Annotated in this window: 23 protein-coding genes and 1 pseudogene; 10 read left to right on the forward strand and 14 right to left on the reverse strand. The window is 38.6% G+C overall.

The window, feature by feature from the left end:
* Positions 1-2: 2 nt before the first annotated feature.
* Both BM375_RS17290 and BM375_RS03320 read right to left on the reverse strand, forming a co-directional pair.
* Entirely contained in the window at positions 3-155 is a 153-nt protein-coding gene (locus tag BM375_RS17290) for a hypothetical protein (protein WP_212611624.1), read from the reverse strand.
* Positions 156-161: 6 nt separating this feature from the next.
* Positions 162-1,301, reverse strand: coding sequence for a PDDEXK-like family protein (locus BM375_RS03320; protein WP_093363756.1), 1,140 nt, complete (start codon positions 1,299-1,301; stop codon positions 162-164).
* 416 nt (positions 1,302-1,717) lie between these two features.
* Here BM375_RS03320 and BM375_RS03325 point away from each other — a divergent pair.
* Positions 1,718-1,880: pseudogene (locus BM375_RS03325) on the forward strand (tyrosine-type recombinase/integrase); the annotation flags it as partial.
* A gap of 442 nt (positions 1,881-2,322) precedes the next feature.
* Here BM375_RS03325 and BM375_RS03330 read toward each other — a convergent pair.
* Positions 2,323-3,582 (reverse strand): AAA family ATPase, encoded by a 1,260-nt coding sequence (locus tag BM375_RS03330; RefSeq protein WP_093363757.1) that lies wholly within the window; start codon positions 3,580-3,582, stop codon positions 2,323-2,325.
* 6 nt (positions 3,583-3,588) lie between these two features.
* Entirely contained in the window at positions 3,589-4,356 is a 768-nt protein-coding gene (locus BM375_RS03335) for a hypothetical protein (protein ID WP_212611625.1), read from the reverse strand.
* Between the two features lie 220 nt (positions 4,357-4,576).
* Here BM375_RS03335 and BM375_RS03340 point away from each other — a divergent pair, with 220 nt between their 5' ends.
* Complete coding sequence (locus BM375_RS03340; protein WP_170852576.1) at positions 4,577-6,289, forward strand: N-6 DNA methylase family protein; 1,713 nt, start codon at positions 4,577-4,579, stop codon at positions 6,287-6,289.
* Here BM375_RS03340 and BM375_RS03345 read toward each other — a convergent pair.
* The 3 genes from BM375_RS03345 to BM375_RS03355 all read right to left on the reverse strand — a co-directional run bounded on the left by BM375_RS03345 (position 6,276) and on the right by BM375_RS03355 (position 8,551).
* Positions 6,276-7,394 (reverse strand): nuclease, encoded by a 1,119-nt coding sequence (locus tag BM375_RS03345; RefSeq protein WP_093363759.1) that lies wholly within the window; start codon positions 7,392-7,394, stop codon positions 6,276-6,278. The genes BM375_RS03340 and BM375_RS03345 overlap by 14 nt on opposite strands.
* Positions 7,391-7,630, reverse strand: a complete 240-nt coding sequence (locus tag BM375_RS03350) for a helix-turn-helix domain-containing protein (RefSeq protein ID WP_093363760.1) — start codon at positions 7,628-7,630, stop codon at positions 7,391-7,393. The genes BM375_RS03345 and BM375_RS03350 overlap by 4 nt, the downstream gene beginning before the upstream one ends.
* A 402-nt stretch (positions 7,631-8,032) precedes the next feature.
* A complete protein-coding gene (locus tag BM375_RS03355) occupies positions 8,033-8,551 on the reverse strand; it encodes a hypothetical protein (RefSeq protein WP_093363761.1) in 519 nt (172 codons plus the stop codon).
* Positions 8,552-9,036: 485 nt separating this feature from the next.
* Here BM375_RS03355 and BM375_RS03360 point away from each other — a divergent pair, with 485 nt between their 5' ends.
* On the forward strand, positions 9,037-9,933 hold the full coding sequence (locus BM375_RS03360) for an IS1595-like element ISSwe1 family transposase (protein ID WP_086558096.1): 897 nt from the start codon (positions 9,037-9,039) through the stop codon (positions 9,931-9,933).
* Between the two features lie 18 nt (positions 9,934-9,951).
* Here BM375_RS03360 and BM375_RS03365 read toward each other — a convergent pair whose 3' ends face one another.
* From BM375_RS03365 to BM375_RS03375, 3 genes are all read right to left on the reverse strand, one after another.
* Positions 9,952-10,860 carry a hypothetical protein gene (locus BM375_RS03365; protein ID WP_093363762.1) on the reverse strand — a complete coding sequence of 303 codons (909 nt, stop codon included), beginning with the start codon at positions 10,858-10,860 and terminating at the stop codon, positions 9,952-9,954.
* A gap of 144 nt (positions 10,861-11,004) precedes the next feature.
* Positions 11,005-11,475: a thermonuclease family protein gene (locus BM375_RS03370; protein ID WP_093363763.1), complete on the reverse strand. Its 471-nt coding sequence runs from the start codon at positions 11,473-11,475 to the stop codon at positions 11,005-11,007.
* Between the two features lie 95 nt (positions 11,476-11,570).
* The gene (locus tag BM375_RS03375) at positions 11,571-11,930 is read right to left on the reverse strand and encodes a hypothetical protein (RefSeq protein ID WP_093363764.1); all 360 of its coding nucleotides are present in this window, start codon (positions 11,928-11,930) and stop codon (positions 11,571-11,573) included.
* Between the two features lie 697 nt (positions 11,931-12,627).
* Between BM375_RS03375 and BM375_RS03380 the strand changes: the two genes are divergently transcribed.
* From BM375_RS03380 to BM375_RS03390, 3 genes are read left to right on the forward strand one after another with little or no spacing between them, the layout of a single operon-like run.
* Entirely contained in the window at positions 12,628-13,386 is a 759-nt protein-coding gene (locus BM375_RS03380; protein ID WP_093363765.1) for a TlpA family protein disulfide reductase, read from the forward strand.
* A complete protein-coding gene (locus BM375_RS03385; RefSeq protein WP_093363766.1) occupies positions 13,383-16,595 on the forward strand; it encodes a SusC/RagA family TonB-linked outer membrane protein in 3,213 nt (1,070 codons plus the stop codon). The genes BM375_RS03380 and BM375_RS03385 overlap by 4 nt, the downstream gene beginning before the upstream one ends.
* A gap of 10 nt (positions 16,596-16,605) precedes the next feature.
* On the forward strand, positions 16,606-17,967 hold the full coding sequence (locus tag BM375_RS03390) for a RagB/SusD family nutrient uptake outer membrane protein (protein WP_093363767.1): 1,362 nt from the start codon (positions 16,606-16,608) through the stop codon (positions 17,965-17,967).
* Positions 17,968-18,006: 39 nt separating this feature from the next.
* On the opposite strand, the gene BM375_RS03395 is transcribed toward BM375_RS03390, so the two are convergent.
* Complete coding sequence (locus tag BM375_RS03395; protein ID WP_093363768.1) at positions 18,007-18,435, reverse strand: hypothetical protein; 429 nt, start codon at positions 18,433-18,435, stop codon at positions 18,007-18,009.
* Positions 18,436-18,602: 167 nt separating this feature from the next.
* Here BM375_RS03395 and BM375_RS03400 point away from each other — a divergent pair, with 167 nt between their 5' ends.
* Entirely contained in the window at positions 18,603-19,250 is a 648-nt protein-coding gene (locus BM375_RS03400) for a hypothetical protein (RefSeq protein ID WP_093363769.1), read from the forward strand.
* Between the two features lie 6 nt (positions 19,251-19,256).
* On the opposite strand, the gene BM375_RS03405 is transcribed toward BM375_RS03400, so the two are convergent.
* Both BM375_RS03405 and BM375_RS03410 read right to left on the reverse strand, forming a co-directional pair.
* Positions 19,257-20,255: a helix-turn-helix transcriptional regulator gene (locus tag BM375_RS03405; protein WP_093363770.1), complete on the reverse strand. Its 999-nt coding sequence runs from the start codon at positions 20,253-20,255 to the stop codon at positions 19,257-19,259.
* 113 nt (positions 20,256-20,368) lie between these two features.
* Positions 20,369-20,800 (reverse strand): hypothetical protein, encoded by a 432-nt coding sequence (locus tag BM375_RS03410; RefSeq protein ID WP_093363771.1) that lies wholly within the window; start codon positions 20,798-20,800, stop codon positions 20,369-20,371.
* A 309-nt stretch (positions 20,801-21,109) separates the two neighbouring features.
* On the opposite strand from BM375_RS03410, the gene BM375_RS03415 reads away from it, so the two are divergent.
* Complete coding sequence (locus BM375_RS03415; protein WP_093363772.1) at positions 21,110-22,045, forward strand: hypothetical protein; 936 nt, start codon at positions 21,110-21,112, stop codon at positions 22,043-22,045.
* 37 nt (positions 22,046-22,082) lie between these two features.
* On the opposite strand, the gene BM375_RS03420 is transcribed toward BM375_RS03415, so the two are convergent.
* Positions 22,083-22,283: a hypothetical protein gene (locus BM375_RS03420; RefSeq protein WP_212611626.1), complete on the reverse strand. Its 201-nt coding sequence runs from the start codon at positions 22,281-22,283 to the stop codon at positions 22,083-22,085.
* 525 nt (positions 22,284-22,808) lie between these two features.
* Between BM375_RS03420 and BM375_RS03425 the strand changes: the two genes are divergently transcribed.
* The gene (locus tag BM375_RS03425) at positions 22,809-23,567 is read left to right on the forward strand and encodes a hypothetical protein (protein WP_093363774.1); all 759 of its coding nucleotides are present in this window, start codon (positions 22,809-22,811) and stop codon (positions 23,565-23,567) included.
* Between the two features lie 175 nt (positions 23,568-23,742).
* The gene (locus tag BM375_RS03430) at positions 23,743-24,147 is read left to right on the forward strand and encodes a DUF5675 family protein (RefSeq protein ID WP_093363775.1); all 405 of its coding nucleotides are present in this window, start codon (positions 23,743-23,745) and stop codon (positions 24,145-24,147) included.
* Positions 24,148-24,181: the final 34 nt, after the last annotated feature.

Below are 24,181 nucleotides of genomic sequence, written 5' to 3' on the forward strand. Positions count from 1 at the left end.
GTTTATGCTTGCCTGTAACGTTTTGCAGCTTGGCGAAGTGGCGGTTTTTTAGCATAAAAGTTCAATCGAAGAACTGCACTTGAACCTACCACTAAACTGTCATACGAAGCACTGAACCCGCCATTTTGCCAAACTGCTGTTAGGCGGTCGCCCATTTGGTTTTAAAAATTTATTCCTTCCATCGCTATAAGTAATTTTTCAATTTTTTCTTTGCACTCATTCAGAAAGTTGTCACTTTTAATAATGTCATTTTCCCAAGTGTCAAGCGACAAGTTTGTATAATGAGCATAAAATGGCCACCAATTACTTTCTTTGCGAGAAAATATATCTAACTTGTTCAAATTCTCGTGAAGAGTTTTTCTGTTCTCTTCGGATATTCTGTAAACATTGGGATTGTTGCATAATCCATAATGACAACGATTACCTTCAAAAGTGAAACCTATCCAACATTTCCCTTGCCAATTTGAATTTGTCAAGTGAAATCTAACATATTGTTCTTCACTACGTTCATAATGATATTCTAATCCTTTTTGTTTTGCAAACTCTTCCATTTTAGGATTAAAATGCTTTTCAATAAGGTAGTTGTAAGTCGCAGAATAATTCTGATAAATTGCTTGAGCAGCTCTTAAATTCTCAATTTTTGATAGAACTTCTGTTATTTCTTCTTTGTTCTTTATGTCCATATCTTGATTGGTTAATTGCTTTAAATGATTAATATATTGAATTATAGTCTCTCTGACAGTTGGGAAACGAGAGGCGATTGCAACACATTTTTCAAGCCAATTGATTATATTTTCTTTATACGAAATTGATAAATAAGAAACACCACCACCACTTTGTTCTGATGCATTATCTCCTAAAAGTGTAAGATATAATATTTGATAGCCATTTTTATATGTTTGAGCATATCTATTGTATCTTTTTAATTGTTCTGGTTGGTCGTTTGCATAAATTTTATTCTCAATAATTATTGCCTTGTTTTGATTGTCCTCAATCAAAATATCAATTCGTCCTTCTTCTGTTGAGTGTTCAGTATGTATTCGTGATTTGTCAAAGTCGAATTTCTCAATGGTAAAATAATCTCCTAATGTGTCAATAAAACACTCCAATAATTTAGATTTTAACCCGTGTGTTCCTTTTGGATTTAAAAGTTCTGCAAGTATTGCCGAATGTGTGTTTTCATAATGGTTTACGCCACAAACACGAAACATATTAAACCGCCCACCAGTTGCATCTAAAATTTCAGCATTCTTTTTATTTATAATTGCTACTTGATTTAGTAAATTATTTATTTTCTCCATTCAATTCTTTTTGTCGATACTATAATGTCTGTCGTTATTAGTTTTTGGTCGGGTGTCGCCTAACGGATCAGGCGCTTGGCGCACGTGCTGGAGCATTGCTCCAAGCGCGTGTTAGAGGACAGTCCCGAAGGGCTGTACTCCGGCAAGCGCCTGATCCGTTGAGAGGGAAGCCCGGAGGGATTTCCTCTCAACAATTCTATTAGCGAAACTAATATACAAAATTTTTCGCCAATCCATTACTATAGGCGAATTTCGTTTTTTGTGTCTTTTAATTGTTTAATGTGTTGATATATTGTTGTTTAATTATTTTTTATTTACGTATAACGAAACAATTTCAATAAAAGGGCTGTTTTATTTGTATGAATAGCGAAAGAATACTCAGAGCATTTGAAAAAGTCAATACCTGTGGCACTGTACATACGTTAAGACATTCTTACGCCACCCATCTGATCCAGTCGGGTATTGATGTTCGCACTGTACAAGAATTATTGGGGCATGAGTCTATCAAGACAACGATGATCTATACCCATATCACCTATGTGGATAAGAAAGGACGCCAGTCCACTAGATTTTTTGTGATATTGAAAGGCTCTCCGATATTAACTTTTTATTGACAATTGGTGTCGTTGTTTAAAGTTAAGAATTTTCTCATTTCAAACAGTCCAATTTCTTCGGAGGATTACAGTTTATTTTATACAGAAATCTTTCCTAATATTAGAAATCAACTCCTGTTTTAATTTATGGTATTGGTCTCCTTCAGTAAGGTTTTTGAGTTTAGATAAATAATCCTCAAATTCTTCATTTTTTGCCTGATTCCTCGAGGTCAAATATTTTGATATATCAACAAAAAACCGAGTTGTGCAACAGCTACCCTTGTTATCGGTAGCGGCTCTTTTAGGTCGCTTTGTTGAGCGTTGGGTTGGTAGCTCTTTTGCATTTTTGTTTGGCTTTTGTTCGGTTGAAAAAATGCAAATGTGCTACCAAAGTGTGGATTTAGTTATTGAGCATTTTACTATTTCCTTTAACCATTAAGAATATTCAAAAGTTTTCTTGTAAAGCCAACTTTGGTCGTATTGTTTTGTATTTCAATGTTTTCATCTTGATTGGATTGGTATATCGAAAGATATGTCAAAAATTCCTTTTTTATTTGTTTGTTTATATCTCTCATATTTTTGTAAGAAGATACATTTATACAAGTTGAAAGATATGCTTTTAATTGTTCTCCCAAGTCTATTTTAAATTCCGATTTTACCTTTTTACTAATACTTTCAGCCCTAAACTCTATATACTTCATTTTGTCATTGTCGCTTAACAAAGTGAAAATACACTTATAATCAAATCTTGACCTTAATTCAGGGGAAATTCTTTTTTTGAAATCCTCTTTTGAAATGTTTGAAGTAAATACGATAATAAAACCATTCAAATCCATTTCTTCTCCTAATGAACTTGTCATTTTTCCACTTTCTAAGACTTCCAAAAAATAGTTGAATAGAGTTGAGTTAGATTTTTCAAATTCATCAATTAATAAAATCCCCATATCTGTTTCCCTTACTTTCATAAAGATTTCACCGTCATCACTTCCGATATATCCTCTTGCTGAACCGATTAATGAACTTAGCGAAAATTCATTACTATAATTTCCAAAATTTATTTTTGCAAGTTTCTTTTCTCCTTTCAAACAATTAAAAATTGTTCTTGCTACTTCTGTTTTTCCAACACCTGATTCTCCCATTAGAAAAAGGGACAAAATCTTGTGTTCTCCTAATTTATTGAATACCCGAAATGTTCTGATTTGCTGTTCAAAATCATCTTTGAATTTGGAATGTCCGTAAAGTCTATTTCTAAATTCGCTGAAGAACTGACTTAATTCATCATCGTTTAGGTCAATTATTTTCTTGTGTCTTTTAGATACTAATTGCTTTTCGTTATTTAGTAATTCTGTTTCTTTCACTTTTTTTACAAAGGTCTCTCTATCTACATTTTCAAATTCATCAAATATAAAACGTAGCTCGTATTCTAATTTTTCTCTTTTAGAGACATCGCAAATAAAAATAGGCGTTTCTTCAAATTGATATATCATCTGCTCAAAAATGGATTGAATGCTATTGTATTCAGTAAGAGCAGAAAGGTCGATTATTTCACTATTTGTATCAAATTCTTTAATCAAAGATAAGTTGTGAATTAATTTGGTAACACTTATAATTGAATAACCCTCCAAAGTTTTTGAATCTTTGAAGTCATAATAATCATCTTTCTCGTAAAACAGTAAAACTTTATCCATTTATGATTATTTTATATTTACATTTTGGATAATTGCAAGCAAATCAATATAATGATATTCATTTCCGTCTCCAGAACTTTTAAAAGTAAACTGATTATTGACTTCACTAATTTTATAATGACTTTCTTCTATCTCTTCATCTTCTTTATTTAAAGGGAATGCATTTTGTAATTGACCAAGTTCCTGAAAATATTGGAATGAGTTTTTTAAGTCATCAACTTTGATTTTTCCTTTGTACAATCCTATTACCGAAACTTTACCTACAAACAAATCATCTACACTATAAGAACTTTCAAATTCACTTTCAAAAGTTAATGGAATTTTAATTAGTATATTATCGTCATCTTTAAAATTTCCTTTGATTTTATAAGCGTAATCTTTAAACATTGAATTAAAAAGATTATTCATATCAAATCCGTTAGCTCCTGGTACAACTAAATCTTTCATTGCACCACTATTGATAAATTTCACAATTCGTAATTCATCTTCGTTTTCAAGACTTAATTTAACATTGTCAATTCTAAGTAATTCACCTTCTTCAATAGAAGAAAAATCTTTTACAATCTTAGATTTTTCAATTATATCGTTTAGAATTACGGATTTGGTTGTTTTAATTTCAAAGGTTTCAAATACCTTTTTCGAGCCTGAACCTTTTAACTCTCCGGACGCTTCTACTTCACCCAATTTAAACCAATCCATAAAGTTGATACCGAGTTTAGTTTTCATAGATGCCTGACTTTCCCCTGCAACATCTTTGGTAATTTCTTTATTCAAAGAAATTACATTGCTAAGCATCATTTTTATTTCATAAACTTTCGGAAAGTTTATGTAGTATATATTGAAAATCATTTGTTTGACTGGTATTGATTTGAAACTGCTAATTTACGAATTTAGGATTAGGTTTTGCTCAAAAATAATTACCCTGCAAGTCTTAATGATAATTTTTGTAGATTTATACCTTGTAGTATTGATGATTTTAAGTATCTTTGTAGAGATGGCAACTAAAGAGCAAATAAAAAATACTGGAGCAACTTTTACACCGAAAGAACTTGCTGTTTTTTTGGCTGAAAGAATTGCGTTGTATGCTAAATCAACAAGTAACCGTGTTCTTGACCCTGCTTGTGGAGAGGGCGAATTATTAGTTGCAATGGGAGAAGTTCTGAATGAAAAAGCAATTGATTTTTCGCTAACTGGTTATGATGCTAACGAGCAATATTTGAGTTTTTCAAAAGACCGTTTGTTGTGTTTTGGAAAGAAGAAATCTGATTTAATTCACGAAGATTTTTTATTGTCTGTTGACCTGTCAAGTACTCGAAATACACCGTCATTATTTGATGAATGTACATCTTCTGTTAATAATTCATTTGATATTGTAATTGCAAATCCGCCTTATGTTCGCACTCAAATTTTAGGAACTGAACAGGCACAGAATCTTGCCCGAAAATTTAATTTGAAAGGTAGGGTTGATTTGTATTATCCGTTTTTAATGGCGATGACCGAGAGTTTAAAAGAAAATGGAATACTAGGTGTAATTACTTCTAACCGTTATTTATCAACTAAGAGCGGTGAAAGTATTCGTAAGTTTTTATCTGAAAACTATGAAATTTTAGAATTGATAGATTTAGGAGATACAAAATTATTTGATGCTGCTGTATTACCTGCTATTTTTGTCGGTAGAAAGAAAAAACAAAAATCATCATCATCGGCAAGTTTTATCAAGATTTATGAAGAATTAAATGGCTATAAGGGTGATTTAATTTCTGTTGAAACAGTCTTTGATATTTTAAAAAATAATCAATCAGGTTACTTTGTAACAGAAAATGGAAAGCGGTATAAAAAATCATCGGGAGCATTAAAATACAAAGTTGGTTCAACTTCTTGTTGGGAAATGTTATCGGGTGATGAATCAGATTGGGTTTCTAAAATTGATAAAGCATCAAAAAATAGGGTAGAAGATTTTTTCAAAGTGAAAGTTGGTATTAAATCAACGGCAGATAAAGTTTTTATCAGCGATAAATGGGAAGAATTAAACGGAACAAAGCCCGAAGATGAATTATTGAAAGATTTGATTTCACAAGAAAATATTGAACCTTGGAATGCAACAGAAAATTTTAAGTTAAAAGTTCTTTATCCTCACATTTCAGTTAATGGTGAAAAACAAACGGTAGATATTGAAAAATATCCAAAAGCAAAAAAATATTTTACACAACACGAAGATAGATTAAAATCAAGAAAATATTTGATTGATGCAGGAAGACAATGGTTTGAATTATGGGTTCCGCATCGACCTGACCAATGGAGGTTTCCTAAACTTGTTTTTCCTGATATAAGTTTAAAACCTCGTTTTTATTTTGATAATGGTGGGAAAATCGTAAATGGAAATTGCTATTGGATTGTTGCAACTAAAGATGAAGATGTCGAAAAACTAATGTTGATTCAAGGAATTGCCAATTCAAAGCTAATGACCAAATATCACGATTTGGTGTTTAATAATAAATTGTATTCGGGTAGAAGAAGGTATTTTACGCAATATGTAGAAAAATATCCTTTGCCTGATTTTAAATCGGAAAAATCAAAGGAAATAATTACAATTGTCAAAAAACTTAATCACACTAAAGATGAAACTAAAATTTCAAAATTGGAAAACCAATTAGAAATTTTAGTCGCTGAATCTTTTGGAGTTGAACCTGTTTTTAGCTTGGATTAAAAACGGATTTTCCGTAATATTTTTCAAAAAATGACATTGGTATTGCTCGTTGACATTTATAACTTTCTGCACTAACATAAGAAAACAACTCTCCTAATTTTTCTCCAGGGGAGAGTATAATACCCTCTATTATTTCCGTTTTAGGATTAGTTAAAGCTATCAAATATCTTACATCAAAAGTTGTCAAATTTGAATCTTCAATAACGATTTCCTCTTTTTCTGGTGAGAATTTACCCAAATCAACTGTTGGGCTATCTTGAACTTTTACTTCTAACAATTGGTTTCTAATATCAGGAAAAGCTCCATACAAAAGGTCATTTTCATTCACTTCATAACCTAACAATTCAAGTACTTTTTTTTCTAATGCCTGTCCTCTGTTTTTAGTTGCTGCTGCATCTAATTTAAATCCGATTAGTTTTTCAGCAACCATTTTTTTCAATAAACCAATAGAGAATAAATGTTTAATATCTGGTTCTTCTACCATTCCCGACTTTGGTGGTTCGTAATCGTGGCGAATTTGATAAGAAAGTTTTTTTGAATCGGGGAAGGAAAGGATTTTGTCTTCACTTCCATAAATATCTTTTCTTACTTTTCCAGAAATTAGTAATTGATGTTTAATAGTTGGTTTGCCAAACTTTCCAAATTTTTGTTCAATGTATTCGGGTGTAAGAATAATAACAGAAGCGACAACGTTCTTTTCGGTATCAATTCTCACAAAAACAAAACGTACATCATTACATTTTAAACTTTCACCCGATTCGTATTTTATCAATAGGGTTTCTGTTGCAGGTATTCTATTCCAAACTTGTAAGTTGTAAGATGTTCCGCTTGTAACAATATAAGTGTCAATAAATTCTCTTACAATTTTTGGAACTCCTTTTGCTTTGGGAGGAACTATTTCAAATTCTCCTTGTTCTGCTAATTCAGGCAATGAATGTTTTTCTAAAGTAGAAGCAATTAATTTACGAATGTTAGAACCATCTGTTCTTGTTTTTCCAGTTAGTATAAATGGTTGTCCTACTAATTCAGAAAAGTATTGTACTAATGTTTCGGGTTGAGTAAGTTTTTTGGCTGACTTTGGAGGAGTCTTAAAATCTTTATTCATTCTTCAATGTTTAATAAAATAGGAACTTTTGTTTTTAATGCTTTTGCAATTTTTCGTAGGTTGATGACAGAGATATTTCTTTCGCCTCTTTCAACAGAACCGATGTAAGTTCTGTCAAGGTCGCAAGCAAAAGCTAATTTTTCTTGAGATAAGTCGGCTTCCATACGAAGTTCTCGTATTTGATTTCCTATTTGTTCTAAATAGTTTTTTTCACTTTCAGAATATGTCGCTCCCATATCGGTAATTTGAAGTGCAAAGTTCGAAAATAGATGTAAATAAGTCCACGGACTATAAGTATCAAATTGAGATATAAAAATATTGGGTGGTGGGTGGGCTTGGGAGCGTTGGGGCAAAATTAAATGTGGTGCAAAAGTGCTGGAGTTGTGCGGAGGCTTGCACCTCTTTTAATTTTTGTGAAGCGTTGGCAAATTTTTCGTTTTTGTCAGTTGGTTGATTTTGTGTCGAAGCGTTTCATGCCATTACCGATAACGGATCAGGCGCTTGGCGAAGAAGCGGATTTTGAAGTACTAAACTGTCTGCCAGCACTGAACTTGATAAGAAGCACAAGGCTTCATTTAACCAATTAACCCGCTTTTTTGCCAAACGCTTGTTAGCGGTTTGTGCTTTTTGTGTAATGTTCAACCATTCACACCTATTGAGCAAGACCCATTCTTTTCCAGCCAAATTCCAATGTTACAATTGCTAATTGTATTTCCCGACATTATTATTCCACCAATTTTTAATTCATTACCAGTGGAGTCATAAAGATTTGGAGATGGGGAATCAGAACACTTCACGAAACAACCATCAGGGGTGTAAATTTCTGCGGTAGTTTTAAAAGCGTTAACACTTTGTTGTTGTATTTCAAACAGTGTATTTTTATCCATTGTACATACCCACAAATTTTGATGTTTTTCGATTTTTAAGCCAGCTTTTTCACCATCTTTTGTCAAGTACATTCTATTTCCTTTTACTTTGGCTAAATAAGTACCGTCTTGGTGGTAGATTGGAATTTGTGTAGTAAATCCAATGCCTTCTTCTTTAACGACTTCAATTAAGTTAGTATCTTCGTATTTTAAAATGACAGGAACATTTATGAACTTATTTGTCGATAAGGTAACTTCCGGTGAAGTTTGAAAAATTAATGAGTTGTTCATATTATTTATTTTGTCTTTAAAGTTATTTTAATTTTCGTGGGTTTCGTGATAGCATAACCGCTAACGGATCAGGCGCTTGGCGCACGTGCTGGAGCATTGCTCCAAGCGCGTGTTAGAGGACAGTCCCGAAGGGCTGTACTCCGGCAAGCGCCTGATCCGTTGAGAGGGAAGCCCGGAGGGATTTCCTCTCAACTACTTTTTTACCGCAACTCGTTGCGCCAAATATCCTCTATATCTGAATTGCGTAAAAAAGCTTTGGTAAATTTAGTAAAATACTTTATTATAATACAATTTAACTATTAGGAATTTGCTTAACGAAACAAAATACAAATCAATCTGTTGTATCCAGTATGGATAGCGAAAGAATAGTTAAGGTATTTATAGAGCGTATGCGCTTACAGCGGTATTCAGCCAGTACCATAAAGTCCTATACGGAATACTTAAAACTTTTTAGAGTTATTCATTTAACTACGTATATTTGAGCTATGGATATTTTCAAAGGTGAGAGCATAGTCAGTTTTTTTGACCGTTTCAAGAGTGATGCGGATTGTCTTTGTTATTTGGCAGACCGTAAAGCTTCTATGGGATACAGTTGTTTAAAATGTGGTCATACCAAATATACGGTCCGCAAGAAGAATTTGGCCAGGGACTGCAACAAGTGCCATCATTTGGAAAGCCCAACCGCAGGTACGCTTTTCCATAAGGTTAAGTTTGGACTTCGCAAAGCCTTCGGTATGGTTTTCGAGATGAGCGCTACGACCAAAAGTATCTCCGCCAACCAGATGAGCACGCGCTATGAGGTTCGTTATGTGACTGCTTGGCTGTTTATGCAAAAAGTCCGCAAAGCAATGAAAAGCAGTGGTAAAGACCCTATGGAAGGGGATGTTATCGTTGATGAATTTGTTTTTGGTGGCCGTGAAGCCCTCAAGCAGGGCCGAAGCACGGATAGTAAGAAAAAGAAAATCGTTGCCGCCGTTCAGAAAGATGATACGGGTATTAAGCGGGTCTACTTCAAGCCGATCGAGGATTACAGTTCGTCCTCGTTGAGAGTCATCTTCGATGCGCACATTTCACAGCATGCCCGGGTCAAGACCGATAAGTGGACAGGTTATAAGCCGTTGAAGAAGGAATACAATATCAGCCAGACAAAGAGTGATAAAGGGAGAACTTTCTTCGAGATGAACACCATTGTGCATCAGCTAAAAGCGTGGATGAGATCTAACTTTTCCAATATACACAAACATCATATACAAGCGTATTTGGATGAGTTCAGCTATAGGATAAACAGGTCAATACACAAGCAAACCATTTTTGACAACCTGATTTCAAGTATGGTAAAGCATAAAAATCTGACTTATAGTGATATTATAATAAGTAACTAAGTGAATAGCTCTAAAAACTTATTTTATTAGAGAATTTAGTTTATCGGCGTCTTCTCTCAAACGTTTTATGTACCCTTGGTTGGTTTCTTTAGTGACTTCAAATAACTTTTCTATGGATTGGATACGTGCTAAAGCGTAAACTATTTCTTGAGCATACTCTGAACTCAACTCTTTACTTGCAATCTCATTTGTTTTAAGTAGATCTAGTTCCATAAGGAAATTTCTAATTTTTATTGGTTGATTGTTTGTTTCGTCTTTCTGGAAGTTTTCAACTGCCAAATGCATATTATATGCTAGATTTGTTCGTGGCTCTTCAAGTTGATTGTGGCTTAAGTCATGGGTTGAATATGTTCCAAATCTATCATGTATTATATGTGAGGTTTTATGGGAAATGCTATGCGTCAGCTTATTGAGTTCAGAATTGATACGGTTATACTCGTTGCTTACGTATAACAAGTATTCTTCAATCTGTCGAAAGCGATGCGGCGTGTTAGAAATAATTTCCCAATATTTCATGAAATCTTCTTCAGAAAAATGCAGTATATTCTTTGTAATATAATATGAGTTTTTATATCCAATTTCTTTTAAAGAAGTAAAAAATGATCCGTCTGTCTTGTTCACTACCATGTTTTCATATTTATCATATGACAGTTCCAAATTTTGCTTTTCTAATAGTGTAGCCAATTTAGAAAGCTTTTCAGAAAGTTTCGGAATAGTGATTTTAATCAGTTCTGAGGTAGTGTTATCAAATTCTAACTTGTCATTTTTTTCCTTCTCTAATTGACGCCTAAATTCCTCTTTAGATAGATGAATTGAAAAATACACTGTCAAAAAGAGTACAGTGCCTGGCATTAAAAAATCTTTTGCAAATTCATAAATACCTTTATTGTAGGCATCAATAAAAAACTGGCACCATAATAATTCCATTTTTTGATAAGTTTGGGTGGGACTAAGATAATGAAAAAACAGTATTAAACATTAGCAACCCTATAGAATGCTGAATTTTTCGTTTATTCTCTAGGAAGATGTAGGTTACTTGTAATTTTTTCTTGTATACGTTTATGTATACGTTTACCTTCTCACCCGCCTATACTCCCATGGTGGTTTAGCATTGCCTTGTACCCACAATCCCTTTTTATATACCCTAGCCAAGTGTTCAGCTTGGGCAAACTCCTCGCTTTTGTCAAAATGCTTGTAATGCCAAGCTAGTCCCTCTCTCAGCAGTTCCAGATTGACGTTAGTGGAATCCGACCATACAATCCCTACAGTCCTTCCATAGCGATCAATGTCTTTGACATCTACACATACATGTTTTTGGAAACACATCTCCGAAGTAAACTTCTTTGCTACATTGGAAAAGTCCTGCCCGTTTTCCGGGCAATCTATTCCATACAGTCTTATCCGTATCTTGTTATTGGTGGAATCCAATAGTGTTATAGTATCTCCGTCCGCAATACGAATGACTTTCCCCTTTATAGTTTGGGATAGGCAACCTATAGATACAGCAGTACTTAAAATATATGTAAGAAAATACTTTATCATAATTTCTTATTTAGGCACAGGTACTAAAGTAAAAAGAAACTTCCTTAAAACAAAAAAAGCCGGAGTGCCCGGCTTTTTTTGTGTAAATATGAATTTTATTCAGTAGGTAATAGTGCGGAGATGTCTCTTTTCACATGATTTTTCCTAGCTTCGGCCATAGCAACTGCTAATACTATTTCGACATCCGTTTCCGTAATATCAGCCGTAGTAAGAATGTCTCCTAATGTCAGTAGCTCTGGATTATGAAACCTCTTAATCATCGTTTCATAGCCAATTCCTAAAGCAAAAGGCATCCCTGTAGCATAAGAACCTGCCACTTCTTTCATTGATTTTACATCTCCTGTTGCAAAACGAGATTTTAGATTTCTTAAGGCTTCTTGCATAGTTCTGGTGTTTACCCTACTTTCATATTTTGCTGAGTTTTTTCCTTTGTTGGTATTTAGTTTCTTAGCCATAGTTGTCCTTTCACCTTTCAAAAGCTAAGATCATTGTATCTTTTTGGTTTTAAGTGTAATATCACATTAAACAAAATAAATATCACATATATTATGATATTTATTTTGTTTATTAAAATTTTATTTAGTATTATTGTGATTGATAACATATATTACTATATAATTATTCAATTATATAGTGTATTTATCAAACTTTTGGTGTTTGAACTAAGAGTCTTGCGGCTACAATTTCTGAGGTCACGACGCAAGGCAGCAGATTAAACACCCATGTCTATACTTATTATGCTATCTTTGCATATTAGATAGATGTGGGGCTGCTGTAATTCCGTGTCGTGTAAAGCCTCAGAAACTTTTGTAGCCACGGTTTGTAGCCCCACATGTATCAAAAAGCCGCAAACCACAGAGACTCGTTAAGGTATAGCGAGTATGAACCATAAAAAGCAACTTCTTAAAAATAAAATCTCTGCCCCCGAATAGTTCGGTTGGCCCAAAAGCCTATTACTGGCTTTCTTTATTGAAGACGGCTAATGATAACCGTATTATAGACCAGAATGATAACCGCGTGGTCCGTCTTCTAATTTCATTAATCAATTTTTATTAACTGTGTGGCCTAAGCAAGGCTTAGGCGCAGTGATGAGCTAGCAAAGGAACAGTCGCCGAAGCACCTCGGGCCACACCCTAAAAACCATGTTAAAAAATGAACAATTTTTACAAGGGTGGGAGAGGTATGGCCTGCGGCCATAGTGCTAAAGTGACTGAGTTACGAAGTAACCAGACCTGTCAATATCCACCAAAACAGAATATTTTGAATAGCTTATGGCTGATAGCTAATGGCTTATTGCGGATGGCCTATAGGCTACAATTTAAAATAAAATGCCTAAAGCCCATCGCTTACGGCTTACTGCTGATATTTGTTTCAATGTTTAGTTTATCTGACGCCTGGGCGCAGTCCGCGGAAACGCGGGCTGCCGAAAGGCAAACCGAGATTAAACCGTTGTTGACAGCACAAAGAGTACCAGAGGAATTCTGGATAAGGAAGCACCTGTTCTATATCGATGGAGATACTGTTAGCAAGGATCTATCAGCATATAAAGATAAAATGTTGGTGCTGGGTTTTTGGGCGACATGGTGTTCTTCTTGTCTAAAGAATGGACCAATGATCGAAGCCATCGTAAACAAAAATCCTGAAAAATTAGCTTATGTAAAAGTCAATTCTGTGCGGACGAAAGACAATATCGCAAAGATAGATAATCTACTCAATGGTCCGATTGGACGAGGCTATAAACTACGCGCAGACGATTTCTCGTCCATAGTAGAAGATACATACCTTCAGGAACTCTTTCCAAATCATGGCTATCCCTTATATGTATGGATATACAAAGGAGTGATCCAGCTGATGACCTATCAGAACCTATTTAACTACAACCTTTACATGCGATTTGTAGGAGGAGAATGATGAAACGGTATATATTATTAGTAGTATACGCATTGGCAATAGTTGCAACTGCGTATGGCCAGGTCAATATCAAGGGTTCAGTATTGGATAGTTTGGGTAATGGTATTGCTAAAGTTTCGGTAATGGAAGCGGGGTATGCACGAGCAGTTACGACAGATAGCGAAGGGAGATTTGAAATTCAGACCTTGCAGGATAAAGGAAGTCTACTGTTTAAACACGTTGGTTATGAAAACGTAATCCGGAATTTCGATAACGGAACAAATAGTATAAAAGTGTTTTTGATCCCGGTTATTTCCCAGATCGAAGAGGTCACGATCTCAACCGGTTATCAGAGCCTTCCCAAAGAACGAGCTACCGGCAGTTTTGAGTTCATGGATAGAAAGATGTTGGATACAAGAACGGGGTCCAATGTTCTTGAATTGTTAGAAGGCCTTACCCCAGGATTACAGTTTGATAACCGAAAGGGTAGTCCCACGCTGAATATTCGGGGGCTAAGTAGTCTGAACGATGTGATGACTAAACCGCTTATCGTTCTGGATAACTTCCCCTATCAGGGAGATATTGAGCATATCAATCCCAACGATATTGAATCGGTAACCTTGCTGAAAGACGCCGCCGCTGCGTCCATATGGGGAGCAAGGGCAGGGAATGGGGTCATCGTGATCACAACCAAAAGGCGAAAGGGCCAAGACCGTGTGGCTATAGAATACAGTACAAATCTAAATTTTACAGAGAAGCCTAACCTGCTGTATTATCCGGATATGCGCTCGTCCGATTTTATCGAAGCAGAGCGGTTCCTCTTCGAGAAAGGACATTATGATGCTGCTTACAACGGTACAGCACGCACCAAAAATAATACGGTCTTTTCGCCCGTGGTGGAATTGCTGTTTAAGGAGCGCGAAGGTCAGCTGAACAGTGGGGAGGTTGAGCAGGCTATAGCACGCTTTAATAATATTGACCACAGATATGAGATGATGGATATATTCTATAGAAAGCCCTTCAGACAGCAGCATTTTGTAGGAATGGGTGTCCATGCACAGAACTTTTCCAGCAGGTTCAGTATAGGCTATGATGCCAGTCATGGCGATCAGATAGGAAACAAAAGCAATAGGCTTACTTTGCGTTCGATCAATAGATTAGACCTATCAACCAAACTGTCTGTTGAGGGCAGCATTTCTTATAGCGGAAATACTGCAGGGCGCTACGGCAATTTAATGAGTCATAACTATAGTCCCGGCGGAGGGAAATCTAGATTGTATCCTTATGCACAGTATCGGAATGAGAAAGGCGAGCCCTTGCCTGTGCCCAGTGGATATAATATGGAATATGTACGCAGCCTACAGGGTTCCCAATTATTGGATTGGATGTACTATCCTGTTAATGAGATCGGTACAGTGGTTTCTGAAGATAGCCAAAAATACTTGCAGACCCAGCTGAAACTTGATTATAAACCTTTGGAAGGGCTGGCTTTATCCGCGTTATATAATACCGAAAACCAAACTTCTGATGGTGAGTCTCTTTACAGAGAGCATTCGTTTTATATACGGAATCTGGTAAACCGTTTTACGCAGGTTGATGGAGATAAGGTTACTTATGTTTTTCCTTTGGGCGCGATGAAAAGTTCCTCAAGAAGCATCCTTAACTCGTATAACATACGGGGACAGGCTACCTATAATAAACAATTCTTGGATCTGCACGATATCCATGCATTGCTCGGCGCAGAAGTTTCTAATCGACGACGTGATACAAGAGGTTTTTGGGTACATGGTTTCGATGAATATTTATTGACAAGTCAGGTTGTAGATCCGGTTAATACGTATCCTATTTATGATGGTCTATCATCAAACAGTATGATACCACAAGCAGGAGCCAACAACCATTCTTATGATATTGACCGCTTTGTGTCTATGTTTTTTAATACCGGGTACACTTATTTAAACCGTTATGGCGTCAGTTTCTCCATGCGACGCGATGCCTCCAATCTTTTCGGTGTCAAAACAAACGATAAATGGAAACCACTATGGTCGGCAGGTGTGAACTGGTTATTACATAATGAGAAGTTTATCAAAGATATGGACTGGATCAGTAGTCTGAAAATAAGGATGACATACGGCCACAGCGGTAATTCGGGCGGTGTTGCCAATACACTGCCCATTATCCTCCATCTAAAACCGGAATATGGAGCGCTGACACAGTTGCCACGTGCGTCATTGACCACCTTATCAAATCCCAACCTGCGCTGGGAAGATGTCAGAATGATGAATGCAGGAATTGATTTCTCATTATGGAATGGGAAACTTCATGGTTCGATAGAAGCGTACAATAAAAAATCAACTGATCTGCTCGCGAATGACCTTATGGACATCACCACGGGGTATCAGACCATCACAAGAAATGTTGGCGAACTGAAGGGGAAGGGGATAGATCTACGCCTATCATCTGGTTACGGCAGCGGTAATCTGAAAGGAAGTACAACAGTGAATTTCTCGGCCAACACAACAGAAGTGACCAAGTTTTATGGTACAAACTTTAGAGGGTCGGTCTATGCAGAGAACACGGGGAACAGCATACGACCTGTGTTAGGAAAGCAGCTATATCCTGTTTTTTCGTTTAAGTTCAGCGGTCTGGACCCTGAAACCGGAGATCCGCGGGGTATACTGGATGGAGAAATTTCTAAGGATTACACGAAGTTGCTTAACGACTCGATACAGTATCTTAATTATCATGGAACGGCTCTACCGCCCTATTATGGCTCCATGATACAACAGCTCACATGGAAAGACATCACCTTGTCATTTTTGGTTGCATATAAATTCGGCCATTTTTTTCAAAAGGAAACAATTCGGTATAACGACCTTTTTCAATCTTGGATAGGGCATCGGGATTATGCAGATCGTTGGCAGCAATCCGGAGATGAGCAACGGACTACAGTCCCGTCAATGGTATATCCTGCGACAGCCAATCGGGACCGTTTTTATGCAGCATCTGAGCCTCATATTTTGAGCGGAGATATCATTAGACTGCAGGATGTAGGATTGGACTACCGATTACGGGCCCGATATGGACAACGTGATGTGCAATTGAATCTTTTCTTTAAGATAAATAACGTTGGCCTCTTATGGCGCGCAAATTCAAAAGCATTAGACCCCGACTACGATGGGCTTCCACCCGGCAGACGATACGTTTTTGGAATAAGTGTAAACCTTTAAATAAAATGTTATGAAAAACAGAATATTTATCATACTTACAATGGTTATAGGAAGCATGGCTTTCTATAGCTGTGAAAAATTTCTGGATGCGAAACCCTATAACAGTTTATCGCATCCAAATTCATTGAAGGACCTGCAGGCATTATTGGATTTTGAGTGGGAGGTGAATTACTGGTACCCGGGGATCGGTGAACTTGCGTCAGACGATTTTGTTATCAGTTTCAGAGGGTTTTCAGCAATGCTCCCACACATGCAGGATGCGTATCTATGGAAAGATGATAGCGGAGATTCAGGAGAGTGGCAGTTGGGGTATAAAATGATCAGCATAGCCAACGTGATCCTCGAGGGGCTGCAAAGAATAGATGGTGGAGATCCCAAACTCAGGAGCCAAATAGAGGGCGAGGCTCTGTTTTTACGGGGTTGGGCTTATTTTAATCTGGCGCAGATTTATTGCGCTCCTTATAGCGTTTTAGAAACGTCGGACAATATGGGGTTAGTGCTTCGGGCAGATTCAGATTCTGAAGTTAACTTGCCCAGATCCAGTTTGGAAGAAACCTATATTCAGCTTTTCAGGGATCTTAACAGGGCGGTAGAACTACTGCCGGAAAAAGCGACTCATGTTACCAGAGCCTCTCGATGGGTGGCATTGTCTGCATTAGCTAGAGCATATCATACCATAGAAGATTATCAATTGGCCGAAAAAATGGTAGATAGGGCAATGGAAATAGAAAACACACTGTTGGACTATAATGATTTGGATTATGCTGCAGCCATGCCGTTCGATGTAACGAATAATGTAGAGTTAATTCATTATGCAGTTTCGCGATCTACGGAATACTTAATATATGATGCCTCTACGCGAGTTTCCGAAGAATTATACAAACTGTATGAAGATACTGATCTCCGTAAAAAGCTATTTTTTGAGCAGTCCAATGCCGGGGTGAAATTCAAAGGTTTTTATCATGGGAAGCGCTCTTGCTTTGTGGGATTAGCACAAGATGAAATGTATCTGATCAAGGCGGAATGTTCAGTGCGGAGAGATGCTAAGGCAGAAGCAGAGTCATATCTTAATACTTTTTTATCTACGAGATATGAAAAGAATAAGTTCAGTAAACTTTCCTTTGCAACAGCCGAATTGGCATTGGATAGGATATTGTTAGAGCGACGCAAACAATTGGTATTTCGAGGCATTCGATGGATGGATTTGCGCAGGTTGAATCGTTATCCGTATAGGGCAGTGGTAGTGGAAAAGAGATTTGACGATGTAGATGAGAGTAAGGTCTATAAATTATTGCCTAATGATCTTAGATATACTTTTTTAATTCCCATACTTGCTATAGATGCCGGTGGGTACACACAGAACCCAAGATAAAAAAGGAGAGAGGCTGCATAAATGCCTCTCTCTCTTTTTTTAGTTTTCCGATCGATAGGCCGTTACGACACTATTCGGAGGTAAGGGAGTAGAAGTTCCAAGGGAGTTCATCGCATCCTCAACATGTTGACCTACACTTTTTCCGTCGATAACTTCTTCAAAATTAGGTCTTCCATTATCCTCTGTAGTCTCGATGCTACAGATTGTCCGAGAAGGTCCTTCACAAGGTGGAGCCTCTAAGGGGTTGTCCGTGTAGTCGTTCGGAGATTCAGGATTACCACCTTTAAAATACCAGGTTTTGGTAACCAACGTCTTCACAGGTTCAACCACCTTAGTAGTTTTCTCTTTGTCTCCGTCCTTACCTTTTTCTCTGTTCATCACGCTCGCATTGGCATTCATCCCGATTGCCAAGAAAGCTAAGATTAAAGTGAAGAGTGATGTGGTCTTCACTATTTGTTTTTTAAGCATACAGCAAATATAGAGGCGTGAGAAAGGCAAACGTTAGGCGAAATCCGACCAGTTTAGTGGTAAAAATCTGACTTTGTGTTTTTTTGGATGATGAAATGTCCTTCTCTTAGTGTGAAATTTCTTAACTTGGGTTAATTTGATCGGATTAAAGAACGTGACGACTAAGCATGGCGTTTATATTATTGGAAAGGAACGACTGGGTATGGGTATCGTATCCCAAAGAGCCAAAACTTGGTTTGGTGCTTGCCGTGCGTGAGCATACGGTCGTGTTACGTATGCTGGTCGGCAGCCGTCAGCTGCAAGCTTCGCGGGAAGTCGTATCTAAGCGTTTGCTCAGCAAAGCCGAACTGAGCGAAGAGGAAATCCAACAGCTCCCCTGTGGTAAGCGTCCGCTTGTGCTGGGGCGGGCCAAGCAGATCGTAGCGGTCAATCGCATATTTACCGATAATCCCAACAGGAAGGAAAGGCGCGTATACTATTGCAGACGCTGCGAAGCATTTCATACAACAGCACAGTTCAAAATTCCTGTCGAACTACTTATGAAGCTGAGATCGTTTCCGTATATCCCGGATGAACGGGAGGATTATGCGAAAGGACGAGCACGCAAGAAAGTGTGGCGATGGTTGAAGGATATTATTGGAATACGGGTGCCCTATAGGATTTTTGATTATTCGCTCTTAGGCTACGGCGACGGTAACCGGAAAAATGCTGTCGTCAAAATACTTCTCGATCCGTTGGATTACCTTCATTATCTGTTTCTCTTTCTTTATATGCGCAGGAAAGAAAGATTAGCGAAACAAGAAACGGCAAACTGAAAAGAATTACGACCGTTTCTGCTGGCCAACTTCACTGGGGTTGAACTGAAATAACTGCTTAAATGCCTTGCCGAAAGCCGATACGTCCCAAAATCCCAGTTTAAATGCTACATCTCCTACTTTTTCACCCGTCAGCAATAGCTCATACGCTTTGTGCAAGAGTTTTTCTCGAATAAATTGCTTCAGGCCTATGCCGTAATACACGCGATGGCACCGGCTGAGGTAATCCGGATGCACGTGGAAGTGACTAGCGATCTCGCTTATCGGCGGGATATGGGCCCCATGCTGTATGCTCTTGATCACGTAGCGTTGTACAGCCTCTGCAATTGCTGCACAGCGGTTTCCAGAAACAACTGGTGGATCTTCTGCTTTCAGGTAGGATACTCTTTCTAGCTCTACCAATTGCGAAACGGGTTGGTAGATAGCACTGTCCTGTGACAGCCGCGCCGATAGCGGCAGGGTCATTAAGCTTAGAATCTCAGCCTGCATGGCAGGAGTGGTGCGTACGGGTGGACGTATCGTATACTTGGATGCTTCATTGTTGTTTACACTTCGGGATGGGGGCAGGAAGTCCAGGCCGTCCGTCATATACCGCGATAGCCACCCTTTGGCCACCGTGAATCCTACAAGGATATGCCTTCCGCTTCCCGCTGAAAGAGTGGTTCTGTCGGTTAGGGTAATGTATTGCGCATGAAATCCTTCTTGCAATTTCTGTTGGGTATACTTGTCGTTTAACGATAGTCTTCCTTTAAGCAGATACAGCCAGTGTATGTCATCGCAGAAGCATCTGAGCACAACATCGAGTCCGTTTTTGCTATGGATCTCCATGCAGTAAACATAGGCATGCTTTGCATCATACCACTGCAATGCCATCCACCATGCTGCACCACGCCAGGATATTTTGTTGGTATAGGGAATATGATAGCTGCTGATTTTCGGGATGTTGCCAGCTACGCTATGGGGCTGGGGCAACTCCTCGCTGATTATACGAAAAGGGATCTTCATAGGCCATTTCTTCTTTCCTGATATTCTTTTCGTCGATACGCGGTGATATTATAGGATTACAACCGCCATGCGGAAGGTATGGCGCATGGCGGTCTGTAGTTCATACCACCGGGCTAGGCATCCTTGTAATAAATACGAACGACCAATTCGCCATTCATGGTTGAATCAGAACCCAAGGGTAGTGGATCGGAGCCTTCCGGCTGATAGCTAGCGCTTGCAGCTGCTTTTTTGCGCGTTTCAGTTACTTTGACGGAGTCCTCAGGCCCGGAACCATTGGAGAAAGGACGTATTTCTTTTTCCAGAATAATGTCAAAATGATGGTTGATAGCTTCGATAAGATCGGCTTGGAGGATCTTGATAAACTCGGGCGGCAATGCATTAAGGTAGGTTACCTGACTCGGCATAAGCGAAAATCTTACCGTAGCCCAATTGACTAAGGAGAGACCAATCATGGCCTGCTCACGGCGCTGTGTCTGTAAATCGGAATTGTACAATTCTGTTTTCCAACTGTACACATCCTCACGGGTTAAACTGTAAGTGTTCATACACATTTGATTTTGTTAGATAAAAAATGATTGTTGATCGCGATCTATGGACCAAAATTAAATACCGGTGGGAAAGAAAAAGAATAACAGGAGCTGTTAAATCGCGAACACCGATACCCCTTGCGCGAAAAGGAGGAAAATCATGGTTTAAATAGGTTTAGAGGGTGTTTTCTCTGCGCGAACGAAAGAAAATAAATCGCGAATCTTTGAAAAAATGAAGCAAATTTCATACGGGAAAGTAATTTCTTTTTGTTATTATTGCTAACACCTATATAATTGTGACTGATTATGAGACGATTTTTTTGCCGCATGAAAGGCTTCTTTGACTCTTGGTATGGGAATAAAATAGTATGGGTAATAATGGCTGCTCTATCTGCGTTTTCCGTCACGTTCTATGCTACCCGCTTGCCTTTACTACATAGCTTTACCAAGACCCATTTGATCAATTTCCTGGCATCTTTTGTATTGATGTACGTATTGGCTATGATTATAGCTTGGTTAAGCTATGTTTTTGACCGGCTGTCGTCTCCCGTGAAAAAGAAGCGATATGTATGGGCTAGAGTGATACTTTTTGTTACTGTTCTTCCTTTTTTAGTTTTAAGGATAGTGTATGAAATATATGACAGCATGTTCGGAGTCGATCTTTCAAAGACCGAATATGTCGACAGGGATTTTGTAGTTGTCGTGTTCTGCATGTTTATGATGCAGGGCTACTATATCATACGGAGAGATGAAAAAAGGATTCAGCGGCTAAATGAGGACATACAGGAAATAAAATTACAGCGGCATGATTTGGAGCAGCGTATAATTGGGGTAGATCAAGTAAATGGCAGGATGAATAAAATGCTCGATCTGATGAAACAACTGATGTTGCCAGTTGAAGTTCGGTTGGAAGATGAAGGCGAAGTGTCCGTTCCTATCCATCTTGTGAGCACCTTTTACATCGCTAAACCCTTTGCTGGCCAGAAGATCGTACACATCCGGCTGATGGATGGCCGAAGGGGCGAAACTAGAGATAATGCGCTGTCGGAAATTATGAAAAAATATTCCTTATTGTGCTACAAACTGACGCGGAGTGAATTGGTATCGCTGCTGGCGATTGAATCTATTGAGAAAACAACTGAAGAAGCGTATTTGCACCTACGGGGGGAGGGGGAGGAAGCACGCATTATACCAAACGGTGCGCTCAAAGAATTGGAGGAAGCACAGGAACAATTACAGCAATTGACACAGCAAAGAGGCTGAGCGAAAGCGCAGCCTCTGGCAGAAATTGCATATCTGATCAATTCAGCCTTTCGTAGAGCTCGTCTAAAGGCAGGCCATAATATTCGGCAAACTCGCGGAAGGTCAGGTGTTGATGTCTTAAGCGCCCATAAGCGTCTTTAGCTTGGTTATAGCGTCTATTAGCTTGACGCAGACTGATGTCAAGAATGATGGCAATATCCTTAGGGCTAATACATAGCCTTTTACTTTTCTTTAACATAGGATTTATAATCTGGCGATTGCCACAGGACATAGGTATATCCGGCTGTGGACAATCAGGGTGATACCATGATTCCCCGTTTCAGCGAGATACCCTCCCGTAGGTAAGCGACCATCGCTACACCTCAACGGCCCTGTTATAGAGAAAGTTAATAACACCGGTTAAACAACACTTTCGAGAAATTGTTTGCTGCATCCCATAGGTGTGGTTAATGAGATAGGCCGGATGTACCAACAATTTACCGCGGTTATACTAAAGAGGTACCAAATAGGAGGGATTTAGTACCTCTTTAGTAGCTCTCCAGTACCTCAGTCCTACTACTTTGGTAGAACTTTAGTAGGACTACAGTACCTCAACAGTATCTTTTGTCTTTTTTATTTTGGACATATTAGGACATTTTATGCCGTTTTAGGACATATCAGGAAATAAAACGACACTTTATGCCATCTTGGTCATATCAGGACATTTTGGACAAGCCTCGAAAACAGGCTCCTCATCTTTGGAGGACACAAAAAAATAAATGTTATGGCAAAACAAGAAAGTTTAGTAAAGTTCAGAGGGAGGATCGGGGATCTTTCCTTTAGCAAACACCGCACAAGAGGGTATGAAGCACGCATGGCCGGTGGTCCTGACAAAAAACGGATCATGTCCGATCCCAATTTCCAGCGTACGCGGGAAAACATGTCGGAATTTGGTAGCGCAGCCCAGCTGGCTAAGCTGATACGTATTCAGCTTAACAACCTTTTGAAAGGACTGGCAGACAAATCGTTCAGAAACAGGCTGACCTCGATAGTGCATCGTATCCAAAAGATGGATAGGGATAGCGTACGCGGCGAGCGGGTTTTTAAGCCGGAAAACTCCAGACTTCTCAAAGGCTTGGAATTTAACGACAACAGTAGCCTGAGTTTTATGTTTGGTGAAAATTTGTCGACAAGCTATGATCGGGAGTCGGGCGAAATCACCCTGACAATACCGGAGTTTGATCCTCGGGTTGACGTTACGCTACTGGAAGGCGCTACCCATATCCAGTTTACCTTGGCCGCTGTCGAGCAGACACTTGATCCGGAGAATATACCGCGCCCGGAGGTCCAACGATCGGCATTTATCCCCTTGATTGGAAAACACTTAGGGGAAACACTGGAGGTAAACCTACCGCCAGATAGTGAAAAAGTCGTGTACATCATGGTGGGGATCACAACCTATCAGGAAACCAACGACGATTTTTATCTGTTGAATAACAACCCCTACAACGTGATGACGATCGTGGATGTAAATATCCCCTAAGTGAAGGAGCTTGTCTAAAAGTTCTAAAATGTATTCTTGAGTGCCTGCCTTTCGCAGGCAGGCGCTCAGCTTGACAAAAAAACTTATCTTTTAGACATCCGCGACCTATCAATGGGTAAACCCACCTCGTCTCAATACCTGCCTGCAGCAGGCGCACTACGCATATCGCAATACGATGAAAACACAACACACCCTCGTTCTCCAACGGACTTATGGAGCACAGGGAACAAACGGAACAATTTATTACGAAGGAGAGAAAATCTGCCACACGATTGAACTGCCCGACAAGGATAATATACAGCGTATCAGCTGTATTCCACAGGGGCGTTATAAACTCGAAAAACGGAAGTATCCCAAACACGGCGAACAGATCGGTATCCCGAATGTTCTTGGGCGCGAAGCCATCCTGATCCACCCGGCCAACAACGCTATGAAGGAGTTGATGGGCTGCATAGCCCCCGTCACAGCACTGACGGGCGAAGGCACAGGCACCGAAAGCCGCAAGGCACTGAATAAGCTGAAAGCTTTGGTGTACAGCCTGTGGGATATGGAAGGAGAGGTGTTTTTGTTGATTCGGTAGGGGTAACCCTCGTGGTTACCCTTAACGTTTGGGC

This window comes from Sphingobacterium wenxiniae (genome assembly GCF_900116225.1).
Classification (GTDB): Bacteria; Bacteroidota; Bacteroidia; order Sphingobacteriales; family Sphingobacteriaceae; genus Sphingobacterium; species Sphingobacterium wenxiniae.

Bases quoted from the DNA above. Each gene is read 5' to 3' on its own strand.
- BM375_RS03380 (WP_093363765.1), top strand. From the start codon at position 12,628: ATGAACAATTTTTACAAGGGTGGGAGAGGTATGGCCTGCGGCCATAGT.
- BM375_RS03385 (WP_093363766.1), top strand. From the start codon at position 13,383: ATGATGAAACGGTATATATTATTAGTAGTATACGCATTGGCAATAGTT.
- BM375_RS03355 (WP_093363761.1), bottom strand. From the start codon at position 8,551: ATGAACAACTCATTAATTTTTCAAACTTCACCGGAAGTTACCTTATCG.
- BM375_RS03360 (WP_086558096.1), top strand. From the start codon at position 9,037: ATGGATATTTTCAAAGGTGAGAGCATAGTCAGTTTTTTTGACCGTTTC.
- BM375_RS03390 (WP_093363767.1), top strand. From the start codon at position 16,606: ATGAAAAACAGAATATTTATCATACTTACAATGGTTATAGGAAGCATG.
- BM375_RS03425 (WP_093363774.1), top strand. From the start codon at position 22,809: ATGGCAAAACAAGAAAGTTTAGTAAAGTTCAGAGGGAGGATCGGGGAT.
- BM375_RS03330 (WP_093363757.1), bottom strand. From the start codon at position 3,582: ATGGATAAAGTTTTACTGTTTTACGAGAAAGATGATTATTATGACTTC.
- BM375_RS03345 (WP_093363759.1), bottom strand. From the start codon at position 7,394: ATGAATAAAGATTTTAAGACTCCTCCAAAGTCAGCCAAAAAACTTACT.
- BM375_RS17290 (WP_212611624.1), bottom strand. From the start codon at position 155: ATGGGCGACCGCCTAACAGCAGTTTGGCAAAATGGCGGGTTCAGTGCT.
- BM375_RS03350 (WP_093363760.1), bottom strand. From the start codon at position 7,630: ATGGGAGCGACATATTCTGAAAGTGAAAAAAACTATTTAGAACAAATA.
- BM375_RS03430 (WP_093363775.1), top strand. From the start codon at position 23,743: ATGAAAACACAACACACCCTCGTTCTCCAACGGACTTATGGAGCACAG.
- BM375_RS03405 (WP_093363770.1), bottom strand. From the start codon at position 20,255: ATGAAGATCCCTTTTCGTATAATCAGCGAGGAGTTGCCCCAGCCCCAT.
- BM375_RS03420 (WP_212611626.1), bottom strand. From the start codon at position 22,283: ATGTTAAAGAAAAGTAAAAGGCTATGTATTAGCCCTAAGGATATTGCC.
- BM375_RS03375 (WP_093363764.1), bottom strand. From the start codon at position 11,930: ATGGCTAAGAAACTAAATACCAACAAAGGAAAAAACTCAGCAAAATAT.
- BM375_RS03400 (WP_093363769.1), top strand. From the start codon at position 18,603: ATGGCGTTTATATTATTGGAAAGGAACGACTGGGTATGGGTATCGTAT.
- BM375_RS03370 (WP_093363763.1), bottom strand. From the start codon at position 11,475: ATGATAAAGTATTTTCTTACATATATTTTAAGTACTGCTGTATCTATA.
- BM375_RS03395 (WP_093363768.1), bottom strand. From the start codon at position 18,435: ATGCTTAAAAAACAAATAGTGAAGACCACATCACTCTTCACTTTAATC.
- BM375_RS03340 (WP_170852576.1), top strand. From the start codon at position 4,577: ATGGCAACTAAAGAGCAAATAAAAAATACTGGAGCAACTTTTACACCG.
- BM375_RS03415 (WP_093363772.1), top strand. From the start codon at position 21,110: ATGAAAGGCTTCTTTGACTCTTGGTATGGGAATAAAATAGTATGGGTA.
- BM375_RS03320 (WP_093363756.1), bottom strand. From the start codon at position 1,301: ATGGAGAAAATAAATAATTTACTAAATCAAGTAGCAATTATAAATAAA.
- BM375_RS03365 (WP_093363762.1), bottom strand. From the start codon at position 10,860: ATGGAATTATTATGGTGCCAGTTTTTTATTGATGCCTACAATAAAGGT.
- BM375_RS03410 (WP_093363771.1), bottom strand. From the start codon at position 20,800: ATGAACACTTACAGTTTAACCCGTGAGGATGTGTACAGTTGGAAAACA.